Origin of the sequence: Dactylosporangium sp. CA-139114 (assembly GCF_050955725.1) — a bacterium.
GTDB lineage: Bacteria > Actinomycetota > Actinomycetes > Mycobacteriales > Micromonosporaceae > Dactylosporangium.
Genome location: NZ_CP192080.1, coordinates 5,383,759 through 5,404,928 on the forward strand (window position 1 = coordinate 5,383,759; position 21,170 = coordinate 5,404,928).

Sequence of the window (21,170 nt, forward strand, 5' to 3'; positions counted from 1 at the left end):
GTGAAGATTCCAGTCCTCGGGCTCTGCCTGGCGCTGGCGGTGTACGCCGCCTTCCCGCTGGCCGAGGCCCGTGCGTGGGGATGGCTCGCGGTGCTCGTCGTCGTGACCGGCATGATCTTCGCGATCTACCTGTCGCCGCGGGCCGTCCCGGCGAAGTACCTCGTCCCTGGCGTGCTGTTCCTCCTGGCGTTCCAGGTCGTCCCGGTGCTCTACACCGTCGCCACCGCGTTCACCAACTACGGCGACGGGCACCGGGGCAGCAAGCAGGAGGCGGTCACGGCGATCCAGAGCGCCTCCGTGCGGCAGGTGCCGGGGTCGGTCGAGTACGCGCTGTCGGTCGCGCTCGACGACGGCGGACTCAAGTTCCTGCTGCTGTCGGCCGACGGCAAGACCTACGTGGGCGACGCCTCCGGCCTGAGGACCCTGCAGAACGCGACCGTCTCGGCCGGGCGGATCACCGCGGTGGACGGCTACCAGCTGCTCGACCTCGGCCAGGCCACCCAGCGCAACGACGAGATCCTCGCGTTCACCGTGCCCACGGACGGCGGGGCGATCCGGGCCTCCGGGCTCACCCGCGCCTACACCGGCCAGGCCACCCGCTACTACGACGCCGGCTGCGACTGCATCACCGACCGCGGCACCGGCAAGCGCTGGAGGGCCGACGGGGACACCGGCTCGTTCGTCGCCGACGACGGCGAGCACCTGGCCCAGGGCTGGAAGGTCGACGTCGGGCTCACCAACTTCGCGCGGGTCGTCACCGACTCGCGGATCGCGGGCCCGTTCCTGAAGACCCTCGTGTGGAACCTGGGGTTCGCGCTCGGATCGGTGCTGGCGACGTTCGCGCTCGGGCTCGCCTGCGCGCTCGCGCTCAACGCGAAGATGCGGGGGCGCAGCTGGTACCGCGTGCTGCTCGTGCTGCCCTACGCGATGCCCTCGTTCGCGATGCTGCTCGTCTGGCGGGACCTGTTCAACCAGGACTTCGGGCTCATCAACCGGCTCACCGGCCTGCACGTGGACTGGTTCGGCACCCCGTGGACCGCGCGGCTGGCCGTGATCCTGGTGCAGCTGTGGCTCGGGTACCCGTACATGTTCCTCGTCGCCACCGGCGCGCTGCAGGCCATCCCGCGGGAGATGTCGGAGGCGGCCTCGATCGACGGGGCCACCCCGCTGCAGCGCTTCCGCCGGGTCACGCTGCCGCTGCTGCTCGTCGCGCTCACCCCGCTGCTCATCTCGTCGTTCGCGTTCAACTTCAACAACTTCAACGCGATCTACCTGACCACCGAGGGCGCGCCGTTCGAGGCCGGCAACTCGAGCATCGGCGCGACCGACCTGCTCATCACCTACACGTACCGGCTCGCGTTCGGCGGCTCCGGCGCGCAGCTCGGCTTCGCGGCGGCGATCTCGGTGTACATCTTCGCCATCGTGGCCGTCATCTCGGTCGTCGGCTTCCGTCGCAGCCGCAAGCAGGAGGAGGTCTACTCGTGATCGCCTGGGCCCGCACGACCGGCTGGCGGCACGCGGCCGGGCTCCTCGCCGTCGCCTTCTCGCTGTTCCCGATCGTCTTCGTCGTCTCCGCCGCCCTCAACCCGGTGGGCTCGCTGAGCTCGACGCAGCTCATCCCGAGCGCCGCGGGGCTGGGCAACTTCGGGGACCTGTTCTCGAAGACCGCGTTCCCGCACTGGTACCTCAACTCGATCCTCATCGCCGGGATCGCCGCCGCGGTGGGCGTGTTCCTGTCCATGCTGGCCGCCTACGCGTTCTCCCGGATGCGGTTCACGGGCCGCCGGGTCGGGCTCGTCTCCCTGCTGCTGATCCAGATGTTCCCGCAGTTCCTCTCGGTCGTGACCATCTACCTCATCTTCGCCGCGCTCGGCGACTACTACCCGGCGATCGGGCTCGACCGGCCGTGGGGGCTGATGCTGCTGTACCTCGGCGGCGCCCTCGGCGTGAACACCTGGCTCATGAAGGGCTTCCTGGACACCGTGCCCAAGGAGCTCGACGAGTCCGCGGTCATCGACGGCGCCAGCCACGCCCAGATCTTCTTCCGGGTCACGCTGCCGCTGGTCGCGCCGATCCTCGCGGTCACCGGGCTGCTCGGGTTCATCGGCACCATCAACGAGGTGCTGCTGGCCAACGTCTTCCTGCACTCCGACGACGCCAAGACGCTCGCCGTCGGGCTCTACGGCCTCGTGGCCGAGCAGCGCAACGCCAACTTCGGGATGTTCTGCGCCGGCTCGCTGCTCACCGCGGTGCCCACGGTCGTGGTCTTTCAGGTGCTGCAGCGGTACATCGTGTCGGGCCTCACCACCGGGGCGGTGAAGGGATGATCGTCCACCACGACGGGTCCGCCCTGTACGTGCCGGACCAGAACCCGCGGCTCGGCTCCAATGTGGACGTGCTGCTGCGCACGTCCCCGGGCGTGCGCTCGGTGCATGTGCGATCCATCGAGGACGGTGAGCCGAGGTTCACCGCCGCCGCCGGTGAGCGGCGCGGCGACGAGCTGTGGTGGCGGGCCTCGGTGCTGGTGCGCAACCCCGTCACGCGCTACCGGTTCCTCGTCGACGGGGACTGGTACACCGTCCTCGGCCGCTTCGGCCACGACGTGCCCGACGACACCGACTTCCGGCTCGTCGCGCACCCGGGCCCGGCGCCGTGGACGCGCGAGGCCATCGTGTACCAGATCTTCCCGGACCGCTTCGCCCGCTCGGCCACGACCCCGGCCACCCCCGGCTGGGCGCAGCGCCGCGAGTGGGACGAGCCGGTGTGCGGGCACTCGAGGGAGTACTACGGCGGCGACCTCGACGGCATCGCCCGGCGCCTGGACCACATCCAGGACCTCGGTGCCGACACCGTCTACCTCACGCCGTTCTTCCCGGCCCGCTCGAACCACCGCTACGACGCCGTCGCCTTCGACCGCGTCGACCCGCTGCTGGGCGGGGACCGGGCCCTGCGCCGGCTCGCCGACGCCCTGCACACCCGGGGCATGCGGCTCGTCGGCGACCTCACGACGAACCACACCGGCGTCGAGCACCCGTGGTTCGACCAGCCCGACCTGTATTACACGAGCCCCGGCGGCGGCTACGAGTCGTGGCTCGGGGTGCCGTCGCTGCCGAAGCTCAACTGGCACTCGGCCCGGCTGCGCGAGCGGTTCGTGACCGATCCGGACTCGATCGTGCGGCGGTGGCTGCGGTACCTCGACGGCTGGCGCGTCGACGTGGCCAACATGACCGGCCGGCGCGCCGCGGACGACCTGACCCTCGAGGTCTCCCGGCTGATCGCGGAGGCGGTCCGGGGCGCCCGCCCGGACGCCCTGCTGGTCGCCGAGCACGCCCACGGCGCCGGCGGTGACCTCGACGCGGGCGGGTGGCAGGGCACGATGAACTACGCCGGCTTCACCCGTCCACTGTGGACCTGGCTGCGCGCCCCGGCGCTGGACCTGCCGAATTTCCTCGGCGTGCCCGGCCCCGTCCCCAGCCGCGACGGCCACGCGTTCGTCGCCACGATGCGGGCCATGATGGCGACGATGTCCTGGCGCTCGTGGACCCACTCGTGGAACCTGCTCGGCAGCCACGACACGGCCCGCATCCGCACGGTCGTGGGCTCGCCCGCGCTGCACGAGGTCGCGACCGGCCTGCTCGCCACCCTGCCCGGCGTGCCGATGATCTTCGCGGGCGACGAGTTCGGCCTGACCGGCACCAACGGCGAGCGCTCGCGCACCCCGATGCCGTGGCGCACCGGCGTTTCGGCGCTGCCCTGGTACGGCCGGCTGCTCGCCCTGCGCCGCAAGCACCCGGCCCTGCGCGGGGGTGGCCTGCGCTTCGCCCACGTGGACGCGGACGCGATCGCCTTCTGGCGCGAGACCCACGACGAGCGCCTGCTGATCCTGGCCCGGCGCGCGCCGGGAGCCGGCGTCGTGCTCGACGGCGTCCCGGAGGCGGCGAACCTCTACGGCGGCGCGGCGTGGACCGGCTCCCTGCCCGGCGAGGGACCGACCCTGCAGATCTGGTCGGTCCCCGCGTAGCCGGTGCCGTGGCCGCTCAGCCGCGCACCGGGGTGAGCTCGGGCTCCTCCGCCTCGAAGTGGTCGCGCTGCTCCCGCGCCGGCGACCCGGGCCGGTGGCGGGGGATGAGCAGCGCCACGGCGACCGAGAGGGCCGCGGCCAGGGCGAGGGCGACGAACGCCGCGGTGTAGGCGGACTCCGTCGGCAGGCCGTCGGCGCGCAGGTCGGCGGTGACGATGGAGCTGACCACCGCGGTGCCGATCGAGGCGCCGATGGTGCGGATGTTGGCGTTCATGCCGCTGGCCGCGCCCGTCTGGGCGAGCGGGACGCTGTGCACGATGAGGGAGGTCATGGAGGCGTACGCGAGACCGATGCCGATGCCGAAGACCGCGCCGGCGGTGGCCACCTCCCACGGGTGGGTGTGGGCGAAGGCGAACGCGGCGCCGGCCGCGGTGGCCAGCAGGGAGCCGGCGATGACCTGCGCGCGGCTGCCGAACCAGCCGGCCATGGGGCCGCTGAGCATGCCCGCGACCGCCATCGTGGCCAGCATCGGCACCATCAGCAGGCCCGCCTGGCCGACCGTGGCGCCGAAGCCGTAGCCGGTCGAGGACGGGATCTGCATGAACTGGGGCAGGAACGCGTAGACGCCGAACATGCCGGCGCCGAACAGCAGCGCCACGACGTTCGTGGTCCACACGGCGGGCAGGCGCATCATGCGCATGTCGATGAGCGGGTTGCCCGAGCGCGTCTCGACCGCGACCCACCCGGCGGCCAGCAGCGCGGCCGCCGCGAGCAGGCCGACGGTCAGCGGCGACGACCAGCCCCACGCGTTGCCCTTGCTCAGCGGCAGCAGCAGCGCCACCAGCCACGCCGAGAGCAGCACGGCGGCGAGCCAGTTCACGCGCCCGCTGGAGCGCGACGGCGACGGCGGCACGAACCGCCAGGCCAGCAGCCCGGTGACCACGACGACGCCGAGCGGGATCCAGAACAGCCAGCGCCAGTTCAGCGCGGCCACGACCGGCCCGGCGAGGATGATCCCGAGCCCGCCGCCGAGCGCGATCACGGCCGACATCGCGCCGACCGCGGACACGACCCGGGCCGGCGGGAACTCGTCGCGGATGATGCCGAACGACAGCGGGAAGAGCGCCCCGCCGAGCCCCTGGATCACGCGGGCCACGATGAGGACGCCGATGTTGGGCGCGAGGGCGGCGAGCAGGCACCCGACCGCGATGGCGGCGAGCGCGGCCAGCAGCGTGCGCTCCTTGCCGATCATGTCGCCGATGCGGCCCATGAGCGGCGTGGCCACGGACGCGGCGAGCAGCCAGGCGGTCAGCACCCACGTCACGGTGCCCGCCGACGTGTGCAGATCGCGCTGCATGACCGGCAGCACGGGGCTGACCAGCGACTGCAACATCGAGAACGCCGCCGTGGACGCGGCGAGGACGCCGAACGTCAGCCGGTACGAGGACTGGGAAACTTGAGGCATGCCTCCACATTACCGGAGGCAAGCCTCCGGGCAAATCGTTTCGCCCGCGTGACGCGGATCGCACGACGGAACCCGCCGGCCCGCACCTCGCCCGCGGCGTCGACCTTCGTGGCGAGCGCTCCTGTCGCCCGCCGGTGCTGTGCTCGGGTCCTCTCTCGACTACCGCCCCGGCTCGCCCCGCCGGGGTGGCGCTCGCGCGGTTCGCGATGCGCAGGCAAACTGTGTAGGCTCCCTACGTAGTCGTCCGATCTGTTCCGGCCGGTCCGCTGGGATCGGCATCGAGGGAGGGGGTTGCGTCGGTGGAGCGATCGCCCGGGGCGGCGGCGGCCGCCCGTGACCTGGTCGAGCTGGTCCGGCGGCTGCGGACCCGGCTGCGTCAGGTGCCCTCCGGCGGCCTGACCCCGTCGCAGGCGGCGGTGGTGGCGCGCCTGCACCGCGACGGCGCATCCTCGACCACGGTCCTGGCCCTGGCTGAGGGTGTCCGCCCGCAGTCGATGACCGGGACCCTCAACGCCCTCGACGAACTCGGCCTCATCGAGCGCTCGCCCGATCCCGAGGACGGCCGGCGGCACATCATCACGCTCAGCGAGGCCGGCCGGGCCCGGGCCCTCGCCGACAAGCAGGGCCGCAACGCGTGGCTCGCGCAGGAGATGGACCGCCGCTTCACCGAGCCGGAGCTGGCCACCATCAACGAGGCCCTGACCCTGCTGGCCCGGCTGGGTGAGGCCGCCGACTGACCGCTCGTCCGCGCAGCGTCTGTCTGTTCGTCCGCGCAGCGTCTGTTTGTTCGTTCGCGCAGAGACTCGCGCGAAGCGCGGCGTCTCCTTGTTCGTCCGTACACGTCGCAGAGAGGCAATCCGCATGTCCGAGATCCGTCCCGTGCTGCTCGCCATGGACTTCCAGCAGGGCATCGTCGACCGCGCCGGCGGCGGCCCCGCCCTCGCGGCCGTGCGGCGCGCGATCGAGGCCGCCCGCGGCGCCGGCATCCCCGTCATGTACGTCCGCGTCGCCTTCCGCCCCGGCTACCCCGAGGCGTCGGCGACGAACCGGACGTTCGGCGCCATCAGCCAGGCCGGCGACACCATGACCCAGGACCACCCCGCGACCCAGCTGCACGCCGACCTGCCGGCCCGGCCGGACGAGCCGGTGATCGTCAAGCGCCGGGTGAGCGCCTTCAGCGGCAGCGACCTGGACGTGCTGCTCCGCGGGGCCGGCGCGAACGCCCTGATCCTGGCCGGCATCTCGACCAGCGGCGTGGTGTTGTCGACCCTGCGCCAGGCCGCGGACCTGGACTACGCGCTGACCGTCCTGTCCGACGCCTGCGCCGACCCCGACGAAGAGACCCACCGTGTCCTGACCGAGAAGGTCTTCCCCCGCCAGGCCATGGTCACCACGACCGACGAGTGGATCGCGTCCCTCTGAAGGCCGGGGTGGGGGAGCCGATCGCCCGGCCGCGGTGCGAACCGACCGAGCGGCACGTGGGCCAACGGCGGGCGGGCCGGCGCTTGCGGAAGGCCGGCCCGCCGTGCTCACGAGTACAGGTTGAGCTCCGCGACCGACCACCAGCTCGTCGACGTGCCCGTCTGCACGATCCGCACATACCGCGCGTTCTGCGCCGCGAACGTGGCCGTCACCAGGGCGCCCGTCCCCGTGCCCGTCGCGATCGGTGAACCCCACGTGGTCCCGTCCGCCGAGACCAGGATCTGGTAGCCGCGCGCGTAGTCGGCCCCGCTGCCGGCCGAGTCCATGCGCAGCTCCCTGAACGTCCGCGCCGCGCCCAGGTCCAGCTGCAGCCACTGGCCGTTCGCCATCGGCGTGCCCGTCGACCAGCGCGTCGCGGTGTCGCCGTCCAGGACCCGGGCCGGCACGTCGGTGTCGCCCGTCGCCGAGGCCGTCGCCGTCCAGCCGGTTCGCGGCAGCACGCCCGCGGCCGGGGCAACGGTGCCGGACGTGTCCAGGTTCAGCTCCGCCACCGACCACCAGCTCGTCGACGTGCCCGTCTGCACGATCCTGACGTAGCGGGCCGTCACCGGGTTGAAGCCGGCCGTCACCTGGGCCGAGGTGCCGGTGCCCGTGGCGATCGGGGCACTCCACGTGACGCCGTCCGCGGAGGTCTGGATCTGGTAGCCGCGGGCGTAGTCGTTCGTGCTGCCGGCCGAGTCCATGCGCAGGCGGTCGAAGGTCTGGGCCGAGCCCAGGTCGGCCTGGAGCCACTGGCCGTTCGCCATCGGGGCGCCGGTCGACCAGCGCGTCGCGGTGTCGCCGTCCAGGACCCGGGCCGGCACGTCGGCGCCCGCGGTGGAGGACGCCGTCACCGTCCACGCGGTCCTCGGAAGCGGGGTGTATACGACCGGGGTGCCGCCGATGGTCACGTGGCCGGTCAGGCGGATGTCCCGGGACGAGGCGCCGACGTAGACCTGGTGCGTCCCGGCGGACGTGGTCCACGCGGTGCCCCACGTCTGGAAGCTGCGCGCGTCCAGGGTCACCGTCACGCGCTGGGTCTGGCCCGCGGCCAGCGCGACCTTGGCGAAGCCGCGCAGGTTCTTCGGAGGCTCGCCGGTGCTCGCGGGCTGCCCGACGTACACCTGCGGCACCTCCGACCCGGCGCGCGTGCCGGTGTTGGTGACGTCGAATGCGACCGTCACGCGACCGCTCGCGTCCGGGGTGCCGACGGTCAGGTTGCTGTAGGTGAAGGTGGTGTACGACAGCCCGTGACCGAACGGGAAGAGCGGGGTCACGTTCTGGGCGTCGTACCAGCGGTAGCCGACCTTGAGCCCTTCGGAGTACTGCACCTGCCCGCCCTGCCCCGGCCACTGCGCCGTGGTGTTCGCGGGCACGTCGGCCAGCCGCGCTGGGAACGTGACCGGCAGGCGGCCGGTGAAGTTCGCGTCGCCGTAGAGCAGGGCCGCGAGCGCGTTGCCGTCCTCCTGGCCCGGGTACCACGCCTCGACGACGGCCTTCACGCTGTTCACCCAGGGCATCGCGACCGCCGAGCCGCTGTTGACCACGACCACGGTGTTCGGGTTGACCGCGGCCACGTCGGCGACGAGCTGGTTCTGGGCCGCGGAGAGGTCGATGCCGGGCAGGTCGGAGCCCTCGGACTCGAAGTTGTCGACGAAGACGAGGGCGGTGCCGGCGCCGCGGGCGGCCGCGATCGCCTGGTCGTGCACCGACTGGCCGGGCACCGACCAGCCCAGGGTGAGGTTGCTCGCGCCGCCGCCCTGGAAGTAGTCGACCTCGATGCTCACGCTCTGCCCGGCGCTCAGCGTGACCGAGCCGGTGCGGGTCGTGCTGCCCTGGTTGAACCAGTTGTCGATGACCTGCTGGCCGTTCACGAGCAGCCGGCTGCCGTCGTCGCTGGTCAGGGAGAACTGGTACGTACCGCTCACGGCCGGGTGGAGGGTGGCGGTGTACCGCGCCGACCAGTTCGTCGCGTTGACCCCCGGCGCCGGGGAGGCGCCGCCCCACACCTTGTCGATCGCGCTCTCGGCCCGGGTGAGCACCGCGGGGCCGGACAGATCGGGGCTGTTGGAGTACGCCGCCGTGAGCCCGGTGAACGCGCCGGCCGGGACCGGGGGCAGCGCGCCGTCGGCGGCCGGGATGCCGGGCGCGTAGACGGCGGAGGCGTTGCGGGCGTGGATGGCGTCGTAGGGCGTGACCACGTAGGGCGCGTTGACCGCGGCGCTGCCGCCGCCCTGGACCATCGCGCGGGTGCCGCCGCCCGGCCCGATCACCGCGACCGTCGAGCCGCTGGCCAGGGGCAGCGTGTTGCCGGCGTTCTTCAGCAGCACCGCACCGTCGCGCGCGACCTGACGCGCGACGTCGGCGTGGGCGGGCGTGGTCACGACCGCGGCCGTGTCGACCGTCTGCGCCCGGTCGAACAGCCCGCGGCGGAACATCGGCAGCAGGATGCGCCGCACGTGCTCGTCGATGGTCGCCTGGGACACCTGGCCGTTGCGCACCGCCGTGGTGAGCGCGGCGCCGAAGTACTGGCTGCCGGGCATCTCCATGTCGAGCCCGTTGTTCGCCGAGGCGACGGTCGAGTGGGTGGCGCCCCAGTCCGAGGTGATGAAGCCCGTGAAGCCGAGGTCCCGCTTGAGCACGTCCTGCTGCAGCGGCCCGTTCTCGCAGGCGAAGGCCCCGTTCACGGCGGAGTACGAGCACATCGCCGAGTCGGCCTGGCCCTGCTGGACGGCGGCCTCGAAGGCGGGCAGGTAGATCTCGCGCTGGGTGCGCGCGGCCACGATCGCGTTGTCGGACAGCGTGTTGCGGTTGGTCTCCTGGTTGTACGCCGCGTAGTGCTTGACCTGGGCCATCGGGCCCTGGCTCTGGATGCCCTGGATGTCCGCGGCGCCGATCTGCCCGGCCAGGTACGGGTCCTCGCCGAACGACTCGAAGGCCCGGCCCCAGCGCGGGTCGCGCACGATGTTGACGGTCGGGGCGAGCACCACGTTCGTGCCCTTGCCCCACTGCTCGGCGCCGAGGACCTCGCCGTAGCGGCGGGCCAGGGCGGTGTCCCAGGTCGCGGCGGAGGCGACCGGGGCCGGCAGCTGGGTGACGCCGGTGAACCCGTCGCCGGCGCCGACCGGGCCGTCCTGCAGCCGGATCTGCGGGATGCCGAGCCGGGTGTTGGCATCGACGCACCCGGCGAAGCCGCAGGCCGCCCCGCCGTGCAGCATCGTGAGCTTCTCGGCCTGGGTCATGGCGGCGAGCAGCTCGTCGGCGCGCTGCGCGGGGGTCTGCGTGGCGTCGCGCCAGGGCTGGTCGGCGGCCTCGGCGGCGCGGACCCCGGCGACGAGCCCGCCGGTCAGCGCGGCGGCGAGGGCCGCGGCGAGCAGGGCACGGCGAAGTGACGGCATGATGCTCCGATCGGGGTCATGGCGGTGACCGCAAGGCGCCTGAGAGAGCGCTCTCCGAGCCTTGCGCGCGGTGCCGGGACTGTCAAGAGTCTCGATTTCCGAACCGCGTGTGACCAGCGTCGATCCGTCGAACTCGCATGTGCGTCATCGCAGTATGATCACACCGGGCGACCCAGCGTCACCGGGGCATCGGCTGGCCGGCCGGATGGCGACTGGCCCAGTGTCGGCAATCTGTGACGCAACGTGCGCCGGCGCGTCACCGGCGGCGCCAGATCGAAAGACGCCACCCGACGCGGACGGCTCGCCGCGCTGCTGCCGCAGTAGGCACCGCAGCCCACCAGAACCACCCGCGCCGAATTGGATCGGGCGGGCGGCCCCCGCGCCGGGCCATGATGACGCGGTGGACGACTTCACGGATCTCACCACCCCGCTCGTCGCCGACGCGTGTGTGCGCGCCGGCATCGCCCCGCGGGTCGCGCCCGCCGGCATCAGGCCCGTCATTGCCGGGACGCGCCTGGCCGGACGGGTGCTGCCCGCCCGCCACCACGGCAGCGTCGACGTCTTCCTCGAGGCCTTCGGTGCGGCCGAGCCGGGCGACGTGCTCGTCGTGGACAACGGCGGACGCACCGACGAGGCCTGCGTCGGCGACCTGACCGTGCTCGAGGCCGCCGCGGCCGGAGTCGCGGGCCTGGTCGTCTGGGGCCTGCACCGCGACACCGCCGAGCTGCTGGAGATCGGCCGGCCGGTGTTCAGCTACGGCGCTCTCCCGCTGGGCCCGCTGAGCGTCCGCGAGTCCGAGCGCCTCTCGTCCGCCCGCTTCGGGCCCCACGTCGTCACCGCGGCCGACCTGGTCCTGGCCGACGCCGACGGGGTCGTGTTCGTGGCGGCCGACCGGGCCGAGGAGGTCCTGCGCCACGCTCGCGGCATCCGGGACACCGAGCGGGAGCAGGCCTCGAGGATCCGCGCCGGCGAGACCCTGCGGGAGCAGACCCGGTTCGAGGAGTACGTCGCGCGGCGGTCGGGCGATCCCCGGTACACCTTCCGGCAGCACCTGCGCCGGGTCGGTGGGGCCATCGAGGAGTAGACGCAGGGCCAGGCATAGGGTCCACCGTCGTTGACGGGGAAGTTCGTCAATGTGAGGGTGCGAATCACATTGACGGGCGGCTACGCGTAGCCCACGACCGCCGCGCGTACCCCGACGAAGGGATCCCCCATGCGCAAGAGACGGACACTCGCAGTCGGCGCGGCCATCCTCGCCGTCGCCGCGAGCGTCGTCGCCGGCCCGGCGCCTGCCCAGGCGCTCGCGGTCACCGGCCTGGGCTCGACGATCGCGCTGAACAACTGCTCGGGCTCGCTGGTGCGGTGGCCGCAGTCGGTCGACTCCGACCGGGCGATGCTGCTCACCAACGGGCACTGCTACGAGAACGGGTTCATCCCTGCGGGCCAGGTCTACACGAACCGCGCCAGCACGCGCTCCGGGACGCTGCTGAGCGACAGCGGCGCGGCGCTGGGCACGGTGAAGGCCGACAAGCTCATCTACGGCACCATGACCGGCACGGACGTGTCGCTGTACCAGCTCACCGACACGTTCGCGCAGATCAAGTCGAAGTACAACAACACCACCGCGCTCACCGTGGCCGCCACCCGCCCGGCCGACGGCACCGCGATGACCATCCCGTCGAGCTACTGGAAGCAGGTCTGGACCTGCACCATCAACGGGTTCGTGCCCACGCTGCGCGAGGACACGTGGACGTGGCACGACTCGATCCGGTACAACACCGGCTGCCAGACCACCCACGGCACCTCGGGCTCGCCGATCGTGCGCACGTCGGACCGGGCCGTCATCGGCATCAACAACACCGGCAACGACGACGGGCAGAGCTGCACGCTCAACAACCCGTGCGAGGTCGACGCGAACGGCAACGTGACCGTCCACCAGGGACAGTCCTACGGCGAGCAGACGTACTGGTTCACCACCTGCCTGAACGCCTCGCGCGCCATCGACCTCACGGTCCCGGGCTGCCTGCTCACCGGGGCGAGCGCGCCGGGCAACACGGTCACCGTGGCCAACCCGGGCGCGCAGACCGCGACGGTCGGCACCGCGAAGTCGCTGCAGATCACCGCGACGGACTCGGCGTCGGGCCAGACGCTGACCTACTCGGCGACCGGGCTGCCCGCGGGCCTGAGCATCAACGCGAGCACCGGGCTCATCTCCGGCACCCCGACGACCGCCCAGACCACCACGAGCACCGTGACCGCCCGCGACACCACCGGCGCCACGGGCAGCGCGAGCTTCACGTGGACGGTCAGCGGCGGGGGCGGCGGCACCTGCAGCGGCCAGAAGCTCACGAACCCGGGCTTCGAGTCGGGCGCGACGGGCTGGACGGGCACGACCGGCGCGATCGGGCAGTGGTCCTCGCAGGGCCAGGCCGCGCACGGCGGGACCTACAGCGCGTGGCTGCTCGGGTACGGCTCCACGCACACCGAGAGCATCTCGCAGTCGGTGACCATCCCGGCCGGCTGCTCGGCGACGCTGACGTTCTGGGTGCACATCGACTCCGCGGAGACCACGACCACGACGGCCTACGACAAGCTGACCGTCACCGCGGGCTCCACCACCCTGGCCACCCTGTCGAACCTGAACAAGGCGACCGGGTACGTGCAGAAGTCGTACAGCCTCAACGCGTTCGCGGGGCAGAGCGTCACGCTCAAGTGGAGCGGCACCGAGGACTCCTCGCTGCAGACGTCCTTCGTCATCGACGACGCGGCCGTCACCGTCAGCTGACGAGACCGGGTGGGACCGGCCCGGACCGGTCCCACCCTTCCCGGCCCCGGGCCGGATCCTCGTCGTCACGCGGTGGTCAGGTCGAACTTCTCCCACGGCCCGATCGCGTCGCGGTTGGCGATGAGCGGCGCCGCGCCCGCGCTCTCCGCCGTCACGTACCGCCCGTTCACCGTCGCCTGCAGGCTCACGGAGCGGTCGGCGTTGCGGATGAGCCGGAACGTCTCCCACGACCCGGCCTGCGCGCGGTCGGCGACGAGCGGGTTGGCCCCGGCGTTCTCGGCGCACACGAACTGGCCGTTGACGCGGGCCCTCAGCGCGATCAGGCCGCCGCCCAGGTCGACGACGTCGAACTGCTCGGCGGTACCGACGGCGGTGCCGGTGGCGACGAGGGGGCTCGTGCCGCCGGCGCCGGCGGTGACGTAGCGCGTGTTCACCCGCGCCCGCAGCGCCGAGCCGGCCGGGGGCGGGGCCGTGCCCGTGGTGATCCGCAGCGCGTCGACCATCCCGGCCGACGTGGTCCGGTTGACGATCCGGATCGTGTGGGTGCCGTTGGTCAGGCCGGACCTGGTGTAGACGGCCTGCTGGACCTGCCGGGCGCCCGGCGCGCCGAGGTTCACGGTGGCCTGCAGGACGTTGTCGACGTACACGTCCAGGCTGCCCATGTCGCCGAAGCGCTCGGACAGCAGCTGCACGCCGGTGCCCGTGAACGTGTAGCTCGCGGTCGCGCCCACGGTGGTGCTGTGGTGCGTGTCGTCGTTGTAGTCCCCGTAGCCGCGGTCGGTGGTCCGGTGCCAGTTCGCGTCGTAGGTCAGCGCGGTGTCGTTGACGAGCGCGGGCTCTGCGGCGCCGGGCGTGCCGAGCGTGGAGGCGGTGCCGGCGAGCGTCTTGACGCCGGTGTTGGCGGTGCCGGTCAGCTGCGTGTGGGTGTAGGACGTCAGCGGCCGGGCGGTCCGCTCGACGATGTAGACGGTGTTCGCGGCGGTGGCGAAGGTGACCTCGCCGGCCGTGCTCATGGTCAGCACCGCGTCGTCGGCGGCGCGGCGGACCCGGATCTCCTGGGTGCCCCACGGGTTCACCACCCGGGCCGGCTTGCCGGAGAGGCTCTTGAGCCCGACGTACTTCGTCTCGCCGGCCTCCCGCTCCGAGCTCACGAGGAACCCGTCCTCGGCCAGCAGCGTGAACCTCCCGGTGAAGCTCGCGCCGGCGGGCGCGGCCGGGAACACGCGGATCCGGTCGTCGTAGGACTGCAGCAGCGACTCGTTCGTCGCGGCCAGGTGCACGCCGAGGTACGCGAAGCCGCCGTTGGTGTCGCTCGTCATGCCGTTGGGGTAGTTCTGGTACCGCTGCAGCATCAGCTTCATGCCCGCCAGCGCCTGATCGCCCAGGCCCAGCCGCGCGGCCTGCACGGCGTCGTTCGCCGTCACGTCGCCGTAGGGGTTCGGCCGGGTGGTCCAGGCGGCCAGCGCCGTGGTGTAGTCGCTCGCCCCGATGCCGGTGAGGTCGTACGGCCAGATGAGCTCCGGCGTCACGTTCTCGTCGTTGTGCGGCCGCACCGCCGGCGGGTCGTGCGGCAGCCAGGCGCCGTCGCTCACCTTGTACGGCTCGAGGTTGCTCAGCACGTCCTGCCAGCCGGCGCGCAGGCCGGCGTCGAGCCCGAGCTGGGTGCTCACCGCGAGGGCGATCGGGAAGATCCGCCGGACGGCGGCCAGGTCGGTGATCGCGTTCCTGACGTCCCAGTAGGTCTCGCGCGCGTTCGACGACGCCATGACGTAACGGCCGGTCGCCGGGTCCCGCGAGAGCTTCGCCCGGTAGAACCGCACGACCTCGCGGATGAACGGGTACGCCGTGTCGCGCAGGTAGCTCGTGTCGTCGGTGTAGCGGTACTGCAGGTACATGTTGTACGCGGCCTCGGCGCCCGTCGAGTAGATGTCGCCGGTGTAGTCCGAGCCGACGGTGCCGCGCGCGTTGCCGTCCCAGCCCATCGTCTCGGGCGTCCACAGCCCGTCGATCGCGTAGCGGGTCCGGGTGTAGGCCTGCAGCGCCGCGGCGTTGCGGCTGTAGAGCCGGTTCCCGGTGGCGAAGAGCTCGACGTGGTTGGAGGCGAGCAGCGAGTTGTAGATGTCGCGCTGGGTGCCGTACCAGTAGCCGTTGCTCCACTTCGTGGCGTCCTGCGTCGCGCGGAAGACGCCGTTGGAGGCGTGGAACGGGTAGGTGCCGTAGCCGCCCGCGGCGATCATGTAGGTCGCGAGGTAGTAGACGTTCTCGAGGTAGTCCCCGGTGCCGGCCGCGCCGCCGTACTGCACGAACGACTTCGCCCAGAACGCGTGCCAGAAGGCGCGGTAGGTGTTCAGCGTGGTCAGGTAGCCGGCGCTCCTGGCCGCGGTGAGCTGGCTGCGGGCCTGCGCGACCGGGTCCCGGTTCGGGGCGTTGACGCGGCTCGCGACCGTGAACCAGATCGTGTAGCTCGCGGTCGGCGTGATGGTCAGGCGCACCTGGCGGCCGCCGGTCACCTGGGTGGTGTAGGCCGCGCCCTCCACCGTGGCCGCGAGGGTGTAGCCGAAGCCGCCGGGGTCGTCGCGGCCCCGGCTGAACCCGGCGGCGCTCGCGTCGGCGAAGGTGTCGATCTGCTGCCAGGTGCCCAGGTCGGGCACGTCGGCGCTGTTGGTCACCGTCGCCGGGTCCCACATGCTCAGCTCGAGCGTCGTGGTGCCCAGGCCGGTGCGCGCGTCCTCGACGTGGATGCCCATCACCTCGGAGCCGGGCACGCCGAGCACGGTGAGCGTGCGGTTGCTGTCGTACTTCGTGGTGAGCGTGCCGTCGTAGAGCGACAGCCGCTGCTGGAAGGTCGTGTAGCCGGTGTCGAGGCCCGGGTTCGTGTTGAGGTTCACGAGCCCGGCCGCGTAGGCGGACTGCTCGGAGGCGTCCACGTTGGACACCTGCATGGTGAGGCCGTTGCCGTTCCACACCATGGCGCCCGTCCGGCCGTTGCCGACGGTCAGGCCGTGCAGCGGGTCGGTCTGCGGGCTGTTGTAGACGACGTCGTGCCGGGACAGGTAGCCGGCGTAGTCCACGTCGAGCACGCCGGTGCCGGGGTTGAACGCCTCGCCGGTGGTCGCGGCACCGGCGGGGCCGGCGTGCACGACGGCGACGAGTGAGCCCAGGAGCGCGGTGACGGCCGCGAGGCGGGGGAGTCGGCGGGTCTTGCCCACGGTGCTGCTCCTTCGGGCGTTCTGCCGGTCCTCAGTGTCGCAGAGATCGGACGAGCGCGGGCAAACCTCAAGAAGTTCCCGCGCTCGCCGATGACCCCGATGGCATGCGCACCCCGGCGAATTTGTGAGGAGCGGACATGCGCCGCTGGCGGATCACCACACGCATCCTGCTGCTCGCCGTCATCGGCGTGCTGGTCTCCGGGGTGCTGCTCGGCACCGCCGCGTCCGGCTTCGGCCAGCAGCGCTCCGCCAGCGCCGAGGCCAGCGGGCTCATGCGGGTGTCGCGGCTGGCCATGGAGGCGAAGTTCCGCGCCGCCGACATCGCCGGCTGGCAGACCGGCTACGCCTTCGACTTCTCCCGCGGCGTGCCCGGCGCGCTCGACGACACCGTCGGGCAGCGCAAAGAGTTCCTCGACTCCTCCGCCGCCCTGCGCGCCGACTTCGCGGAGCTCACCGGCTCGGCGCTCACCGCCGGCGAGCGCACCCTCCTGCAGCGGGCCGCGGCCGCCTTCGGCACCTTCATGGACATCGACACGCGCATGATCGGGTTGTACCGCCAGGGCTCGGCCGAGTCCAAGGCGACCGCCGACGAGCTGGCCTCCGGCGACTCCATCGACGCCTTCAACACGATGGCCCAGGCGACCAGCCAGCTGGCGACCGACGTCACCGGCCGCGGTCTCGCGGTCGCCGCCGGGGCCCAGCGCACCGCCGAGAACGGCCGCCGCACCGTGTGGATCACCGGCGTCGCCGGGCTGCTCGTCGCGGCCGCCGTCGCGCTGGTGGTCGTCGCGAGCATCGCCCGGCCGCTGCGGGCGCTGGACGCGCGGCTCACCGACATCGCCGACGGCGACGGCGACCTGACCGCCCGGCTCGAGGAGGACGGCCGCGACGAGCTCGCCGCGGTTGCCGCGTCGTTCAACCGCTTCGTGGCCGGGCTCGCCGACGCCATGCGCTCGGTCGACGACCGCGCGCGGGTCGTGGCCACCCACTCCGGCGAACTGTCCGGGGTCTCGGCCGAGCTGGCGGTCAGCGCCGAGTCCTCGGCCGACCGGGCCGCCGCGGCCACCACCGCCACCGGCGAGATCTCCCGCAGCGTGCAGACGTTCGCGGCGGGCGCCGAGCAGATGGGGCAGTCGATCTCCGCCATCTCGGCCAGCGCGCAGGAGGCGGCCGCGGTCGCCGTCGCCGCGCACGGCCTGGCCGAGACGGTGACGGCGACGATGAACCAGCTCGGGGCGTCGAGCCGGCAGATCGGCGAGATGGCCGCGATCATCGGCGGCATCGCCCGCCAGACGAACCTGCTCGCGCTGAACGCGAGCATCGAGGCGGCCCGGGCGGGGGAGAGCGGCCGCGGGTTCGCCGTCGTCGCCGGGGAGGTCAAGGACCTCGCGGCCGAGACGGCCCGGGCCACCGAGGACATCTCGGCCCGCATCGGCGCCATCCAGCACGACACCGCGGGCGCGGCCGAGTCGATCGACCGGATCGCCGAGGTGATCGGGCGGATCAACGAGCTGCAGGTGACCATCGCCTCGGCGATCGAGCAGCAGAGCGCGACGACGTCGGACATGAGCCGCACGATCACCGGCGTCGCGGTCAGCAGTGACGAGGCCTCGCGCTCGGTCGCCGCGGTCGCCGACGCCACGCGGGCCACGACGGTGACCGTTGCCGGCGTCGGCTCCACGGCGGGAAGCCTGGCCCTCGTCTCGTCCGATCTGAGGGGCCTCGTCGGGCGGTTCCGGTTCTAGCCCGCCAGGCCGTCTAGCCGGCCAGGGCCTTGCCGGTCTCGAGCAGCGACTTGAGGTCGATGAGCACCCAGGCCCAGCCGCCGCCGGCGCCCATCTCCTCGAACTCGCCGGCCATGAGGCGGCCCATGTTCGGCGCGTCGCCGAGCTCGTGGGTCACGGTCAGCGCGGTGACGCCGTCGTTGCCCTCCTTGAGCTCGTAGGTCAGCCGCGTGAACCCCTCCGCCGCGATGCCCGGGTCCATGAGCATGCGGAAGGTCTGCACCAGCCGGTGCGGCGGATCGACCTCGACCACCTCGCCGTCGACGCCGATCTCGGGCGCGCCCATGGCGAGCATGCCGGGGTTCGACCGGCCGACGACCGCGCCGCCGGGGCGCAGGTCCATCTCGACGGGGCCGCGGTAGCCGTAGCGCGCGCTCCACTCGGGGGACGTGATCGCCTCCCACACCTTCTTCGCCTCGGCCTTGATGTAAACCTTGTAGACCTGGGTGCCGCTCATGACTCGTCGTCCTCCAGATGTCGTTGCAGGTCGAGCAGGGCCCGGGCGTGATCGCTGGTGTACTTGTCGATCCAGCGGTCGTGGATCTGCCGGATGGGCACCGCGTTGAGGAAGTGCAGCTTCTCCCGGCCCTGGCGCCGGGTCACCACGAGGTTCGCCTCGTGCAGGACCTTCAGGTGCTTCATCACCCCGAAGCGGGTCATCTCCAGCTCGGACTCGAGCTGCGTGAGCGTGCGCCCGTCGCGCGCGAAGAGCAGGTCGAGCAGGAAGCGCCGCGTGGGGTCGGCGAGGGCCTTGAAGACGCGATCGTCGTCGTCCACGCCTCGAACTTATGTGACTGATTGGTCACGTGTCAAGCGATCTCACCTGGCGCGCCGCGATCGCGGCCCGCATCCGGCTCTGCAGCCCCAGCTTGGCCAGGATGCGCGAGACGTGCGTCTTCGTGGTGGCCTCGGCGATCCCGAGCCGCGCGGCGATGGTCGCGTTGGACAGGCCCGCGCCGAGGCGCTCGAGCACCTCGCGCTCGCGGGCGGTGAGCAGGCCCAGCGGCACGGGGGCGGGGGCCGTCTCGGCGCGGGCGCCCGGGCCCGCGAACGCGGCGAGCACGCGCCGGGTGACCGCCGGGGCCACGACGCCCTCGCCGCGCGCGACGGTCCGCACGGCCTCGACCAGCTCGTCGGCGGAGGCGTCCTCGATGAGCCCGGCGCCCTCCCCGGTCGTCCGGTCCTCGGGCAGGCCGCAGGTGACCCGGATGCCGACCGCGTGCGGTTCCCGGGTCACGTGCGCCGGGTACGCGGCCAGGTCGACGCTCACCGGCACGTCCCCGGTCGCCTCGCGCACCTCGAGGCGGACCGGCAGCCCGGCGCGCGACGAGATCGTCCAGGGCCGCGAGCCCGCCGGGCGCGGTGTCCGGCAGGGCCTGCGCGTCGCGCAGGAAGCCGACCGTCCGGCGCATCCCGGCCAGGCCCCGCACGCTGTTCTCCCGGATGACGGTGAGCGCCTCGCGGGTGCCGGCCGGCCCGAGGTCCGTGGAGAGCGCCGCGGTAGCGTGGATGGCCACGGCGCTGAGGTGGTTGGCGATCACGTCGTGCAGCTCGCGGGCCATCCCGGCCCGCTCGGCCGCGACCGCGTTGGCCCGGTCGGCCTCGGCCGGCCGCGTGACCTGCTCGGCCGACCGGCGCGCGACGGCGGCCTGGTCGCGGTGGTGGCGCACCTGGATGCGGCATCGCGAGCGACGGGCCGATCGCGATGTCGGCCTGGTCGCGGTGGTGGTGCACGTGGATGCGGCGTCGCGAGCGACGGGCCGATCGCGATGTCGGCGGCCACGGCCGCGGTGCCGACGGCCACGGCCGCGACCGGCGCGGTGCGGTGCAGCAGCAGGGCGCCGCAGCACACGGCGAGCGGGGCGAAGCGCCACCGGGCGTCGACGTGGGCCTGGTACTGGCCGGTGACGTACATGAGCGACCCGGCCGCGAATCCGCTGCCGGCCAGCGGATCCGGTCGACCGTGCGCCCCTGCATCCCCCGATTGCACCATCACCGGGGGCCTCGGCGGAAATGCGACAAAGGATGTACGGGCTACGCCGCCGCGAACTCGTAGAAGTCGCGGTGCTCCGGTTTGCGCAGCACGAGCACGAGCCGCAGCGCGATGACCCCGAGGGCGACGACCGCGACGGCGTGCCCGCCGGTGAACCAGAGCGGGAACAGCCGGTCGAACGCGGCGGCGGCCTCGGCGTGCTCGGCCGCCGACTCGCCGTTGGTGTTCTGCCCGACGTTGCCGGGGCTGTAGACGACGGTGAACAGGTCGAGGACGAAGCAGGCGGGCAGGGAGTAGACGACCGCGAGCCGCGCCCCGGGCCGAGCCCGGTTCACCAGGAACACCGCGCCGACGCCGACGACGGCGGCCAGCACGGCGACCGCGACGCAGAACACGAACCGCTGCCTGATCCCGTCGAACGGCGCATCGTCGACGACGGCCCACCCGTACTGCGCCGCGTTGGCGAGGAACGTCTGCCGCCCGAGGACCGTGATGACGGCGTCGGCCACGGCCACGAGCGCCGCGAGCCCGGCGAGCCGATTGACTTGCTTGCCGGCCATGTCTGTTACCCCCCCCCCCCGTGTGATCGCCGAAGCTGGACGGCGAGAAGCGTAGGACCGCATCAGCGGCTGTGCATTCCTCCGTTCGTACAGGGCGCCGGGCAAGCGGAGTGCGACCAAGGATGCAGGCGAACCCTCAGTGGCGCCGACGCGGCCGGCGCATTCGGGCGGAAGGCTCGACGGCCTGCTGATCGCTTGGATCGTCGGGTGTGAGATCGCGTTCCGGGTGTTGCTCGCGGCCGGGCTCGCGTGCCGGTTCGGCAAGGCGCTCGTCGCCGGGGTCGTCGCCGTGGTGCTGCCGCAGGTGGCGCGCTGGTGGATCGGGGACCGGCGGCGGACGGAGGCGCTGCGGGGCATGGCGCAGTTCGTGGCGTTCGCGCTGGTGGTGTGGCTGCTGGGCCGGCCGGTGTGGGTTTCTGTGGTTCAACTCTTGACTGCCCACATAAACGGGCGTAAACAAAACACAAGCAAATCGAAACGGCGGTGAAACCACA

Annotated in this window: 16 protein-coding genes and 1 pseudogene; 9 read left to right on the forward strand and 8 right to left on the reverse strand. The window is 72.6% G+C overall.

The features are described from left to right. From ACQP2P_RS23655 to ACQP2P_RS23665, 3 genes are read left to right on the forward strand one after another with little or no spacing between them, the layout of a single operon-like run. Entirely contained in the window at positions 1 to 1,485 is a 1,485-nt protein-coding gene (locus ACQP2P_RS23655; RefSeq protein WP_433604093.1) for an ABC transporter permease subunit, read from the forward strand. After that, a complete protein-coding gene (locus ACQP2P_RS23660) occupies positions 1,482 to 2,327 on the forward strand; it encodes a sugar ABC transporter permease (RefSeq protein ID WP_433604094.1) in 846 nt (281 codons plus the stop codon). Before ACQP2P_RS23655 ends, ACQP2P_RS23660 begins: the two co-directional genes overlap by 4 nt. After that, positions 2,324 to 4,021 carry a glycoside hydrolase family 13 protein gene (locus ACQP2P_RS23665; RefSeq protein WP_433604095.1) on the forward strand — a complete coding sequence of 566 codons (1,698 nt, stop codon included), beginning with the start codon at positions 2,324 to 2,326 and terminating at the stop codon, positions 4,019 to 4,021. The genes ACQP2P_RS23660 and ACQP2P_RS23665 overlap by 4 nt, the downstream gene beginning before the upstream one ends. A 16-nt stretch (positions 4,022 to 4,037) precedes the next feature. Here the strand turns inward: ACQP2P_RS23665 and ACQP2P_RS23670 are convergent, their stop codons facing one another. Then, complete coding sequence (locus ACQP2P_RS23670) at positions 4,038 to 5,486, reverse strand: MFS transporter (RefSeq protein ID WP_433604096.1); 1,449 nt, start codon at positions 5,484 to 5,486, stop codon at positions 4,038 to 4,040. A gap of 299 nt (positions 5,487 to 5,785) precedes the next feature. Between ACQP2P_RS23670 and ACQP2P_RS23675 the strand changes: the two genes are divergently transcribed. Together ACQP2P_RS23675 and ACQP2P_RS23680 are read left to right on the forward strand one after the other, a co-directional pair. After that, complete coding sequence (locus ACQP2P_RS23675) at positions 5,786 to 6,223, forward strand: MarR family winged helix-turn-helix transcriptional regulator (protein WP_433604097.1); 438 nt, start codon at positions 5,786 to 5,788, stop codon at positions 6,221 to 6,223. Between the two features lie 124 nt (positions 6,224 to 6,347). After that, the gene (locus ACQP2P_RS23680; RefSeq protein WP_433604098.1) at positions 6,348 to 6,908 is read left to right on the forward strand and encodes a cysteine hydrolase family protein; all 561 of its coding nucleotides are present in this window, start codon (positions 6,348 to 6,350) and stop codon (positions 6,906 to 6,908) included. Between the two features lie 107 nt (positions 6,909 to 7,015). Here ACQP2P_RS23680 and ACQP2P_RS23685 read toward each other — a convergent pair whose 3' ends face one another. Next, a complete protein-coding gene (locus ACQP2P_RS23685; protein ID WP_433604099.1) occupies positions 7,016 to 10,345 on the reverse strand; it encodes a glycoside hydrolase family 3 C-terminal domain-containing protein in 3,330 nt (1,109 codons plus the stop codon). Between the two features lie 400 nt (positions 10,346 to 10,745). Between ACQP2P_RS23685 and ACQP2P_RS23690 the strand changes: the two genes are divergently transcribed. Both ACQP2P_RS23690 and ACQP2P_RS23695 read left to right on the forward strand, forming a co-directional pair. Continuing rightward, a complete protein-coding gene (locus tag ACQP2P_RS23690; protein ID WP_433604100.1) occupies positions 10,746 to 11,429 on the forward strand; it encodes an RraA family protein in 684 nt (227 codons plus the stop codon). A gap of 129 nt (positions 11,430 to 11,558) precedes the next feature. Next, the gene (locus ACQP2P_RS23695) at positions 11,559 to 13,130 is read left to right on the forward strand and encodes a putative Ig domain-containing protein (RefSeq protein WP_433604101.1); all 1,572 of its coding nucleotides are present in this window, start codon (positions 11,559 to 11,561) and stop codon (positions 13,128 to 13,130) included. Positions 13,131 to 13,195: 65 nt separating this feature from the next. Here the strand turns inward: ACQP2P_RS23695 and ACQP2P_RS23700 are convergent, their stop codons facing one another. Next, positions 13,196 to 16,339, reverse strand: a complete 3,144-nt coding sequence (locus tag ACQP2P_RS23700; RefSeq protein ID WP_433604102.1) for a glycosyl hydrolase family 95 catalytic domain-containing protein — start codon at positions 16,337 to 16,339, stop codon at positions 13,196 to 13,198. Between the two features lie 137 nt (positions 16,340 to 16,476). On the opposite strand from ACQP2P_RS23700, the gene ACQP2P_RS23705 reads away from it, so the two are divergent. Next, positions 16,477 to 18,084 carry a methyl-accepting chemotaxis protein gene (locus tag ACQP2P_RS23705; RefSeq protein WP_433604103.1) on the forward strand — a complete coding sequence of 536 codons (1,608 nt, stop codon included), beginning with the start codon at positions 16,477 to 16,479 and terminating at the stop codon, positions 18,082 to 18,084. 13 nt (positions 18,085 to 18,097) lie between these two features. Here the strand turns inward: ACQP2P_RS23705 and ACQP2P_RS23710 are convergent, their stop codons facing one another. From ACQP2P_RS23710 to ACQP2P_RS23730, 5 genes and pseudogenes are all read right to left on the reverse strand, one after another. Further along, positions 18,098 to 18,580: an SRPBCC domain-containing protein gene (locus ACQP2P_RS23710; RefSeq protein WP_433604104.1), complete on the reverse strand. Its 483-nt coding sequence runs from the start codon at positions 18,578 to 18,580 to the stop codon at positions 18,098 to 18,100. Beyond that, on the reverse strand, positions 18,577 to 18,900 hold the full coding sequence (locus ACQP2P_RS23715; RefSeq protein ID WP_433604105.1) for an ArsR/SmtB family transcription factor: 324 nt from the start codon (positions 18,898 to 18,900) through the stop codon (positions 18,577 to 18,579). The genes ACQP2P_RS23710 and ACQP2P_RS23715 overlap by 4 nt, the downstream gene beginning before the upstream one ends. 25 nt (positions 18,901 to 18,925) lie before the next feature. Beyond that, entirely contained in the window at positions 18,926 to 19,393 is a 468-nt protein-coding gene (locus ACQP2P_RS23720) for a LuxR C-terminal-related transcriptional regulator (RefSeq protein ID WP_433604106.1), read from the reverse strand. Positions 19,394 to 19,562: 169 nt separating this feature from the next. Next, positions 19,563 to 19,685: pseudogene (locus ACQP2P_RS23725) on the reverse strand (histidine kinase); the annotation flags it as partial. Positions 19,686 to 20,157: 472 nt separating this feature from the next. Then, positions 20,158 to 20,676 carry a hypothetical protein gene (locus ACQP2P_RS23730; protein ID WP_433604107.1) on the reverse strand — a complete coding sequence of 173 codons (519 nt, stop codon included), beginning with the start codon at positions 20,674 to 20,676 and terminating at the stop codon, positions 20,158 to 20,160. Between the two features lie 139 nt (positions 20,677 to 20,815). Here ACQP2P_RS23730 and ACQP2P_RS23735 point away from each other — a divergent pair, with 139 nt between their 5' ends. Beyond that, entirely contained in the window at positions 20,816 to 21,163 is a 348-nt protein-coding gene (locus tag ACQP2P_RS23735) for a hypothetical protein (RefSeq protein WP_433604108.1), read from the forward strand. Positions 21,164 to 21,170 lie beyond the last annotated feature (7 nt).

Bases quoted from the DNA above. Each gene is read 5' to 3' on its own strand.
- ACQP2P_RS23665 (WP_433604095.1), top strand. From the start codon at position 2,324: ATGATCGTCCACCACGACGGGTCCGCCCTGTACGTGCCGGACCAGAAC.
- ACQP2P_RS23670 (WP_433604096.1), bottom strand. From the start codon at position 5,486: ATGCCTCAAGTTTCCCAGTCCTCGTACCGGCTGACGTTCGGCGTCCTC.
- ACQP2P_RS23680 (WP_433604098.1), top strand. From the start codon at position 6,348: ATGTCCGAGATCCGTCCCGTGCTGCTCGCCATGGACTTCCAGCAGGGC.
- ACQP2P_RS23685 (WP_433604099.1), bottom strand. From the start codon at position 10,345: ATGCCGTCACTTCGCCGTGCCCTGCTCGCCGCGGCCCTCGCCGCCGCG.
- ACQP2P_RS23695 (WP_433604101.1), top strand. From the start codon at position 11,559: ATGCGCAAGAGACGGACACTCGCAGTCGGCGCGGCCATCCTCGCCGTC.
- ACQP2P_RS23705 (WP_433604103.1), top strand. From the start codon at position 16,477: ATGCGCCGCTGGCGGATCACCACACGCATCCTGCTGCTCGCCGTCATC.
- ACQP2P_RS23710 (WP_433604104.1), bottom strand. From the start codon at position 18,580: ATGAGCGGCACCCAGGTCTACAAGGTTTACATCAAGGCCGAGGCGAAG.
- ACQP2P_RS23730 (WP_433604107.1), bottom strand. From the start codon at position 20,676: ATGGCCGGCAAGCAAGTCAATCGGCTCGCCGGGCTCGCGGCGCTCGTG.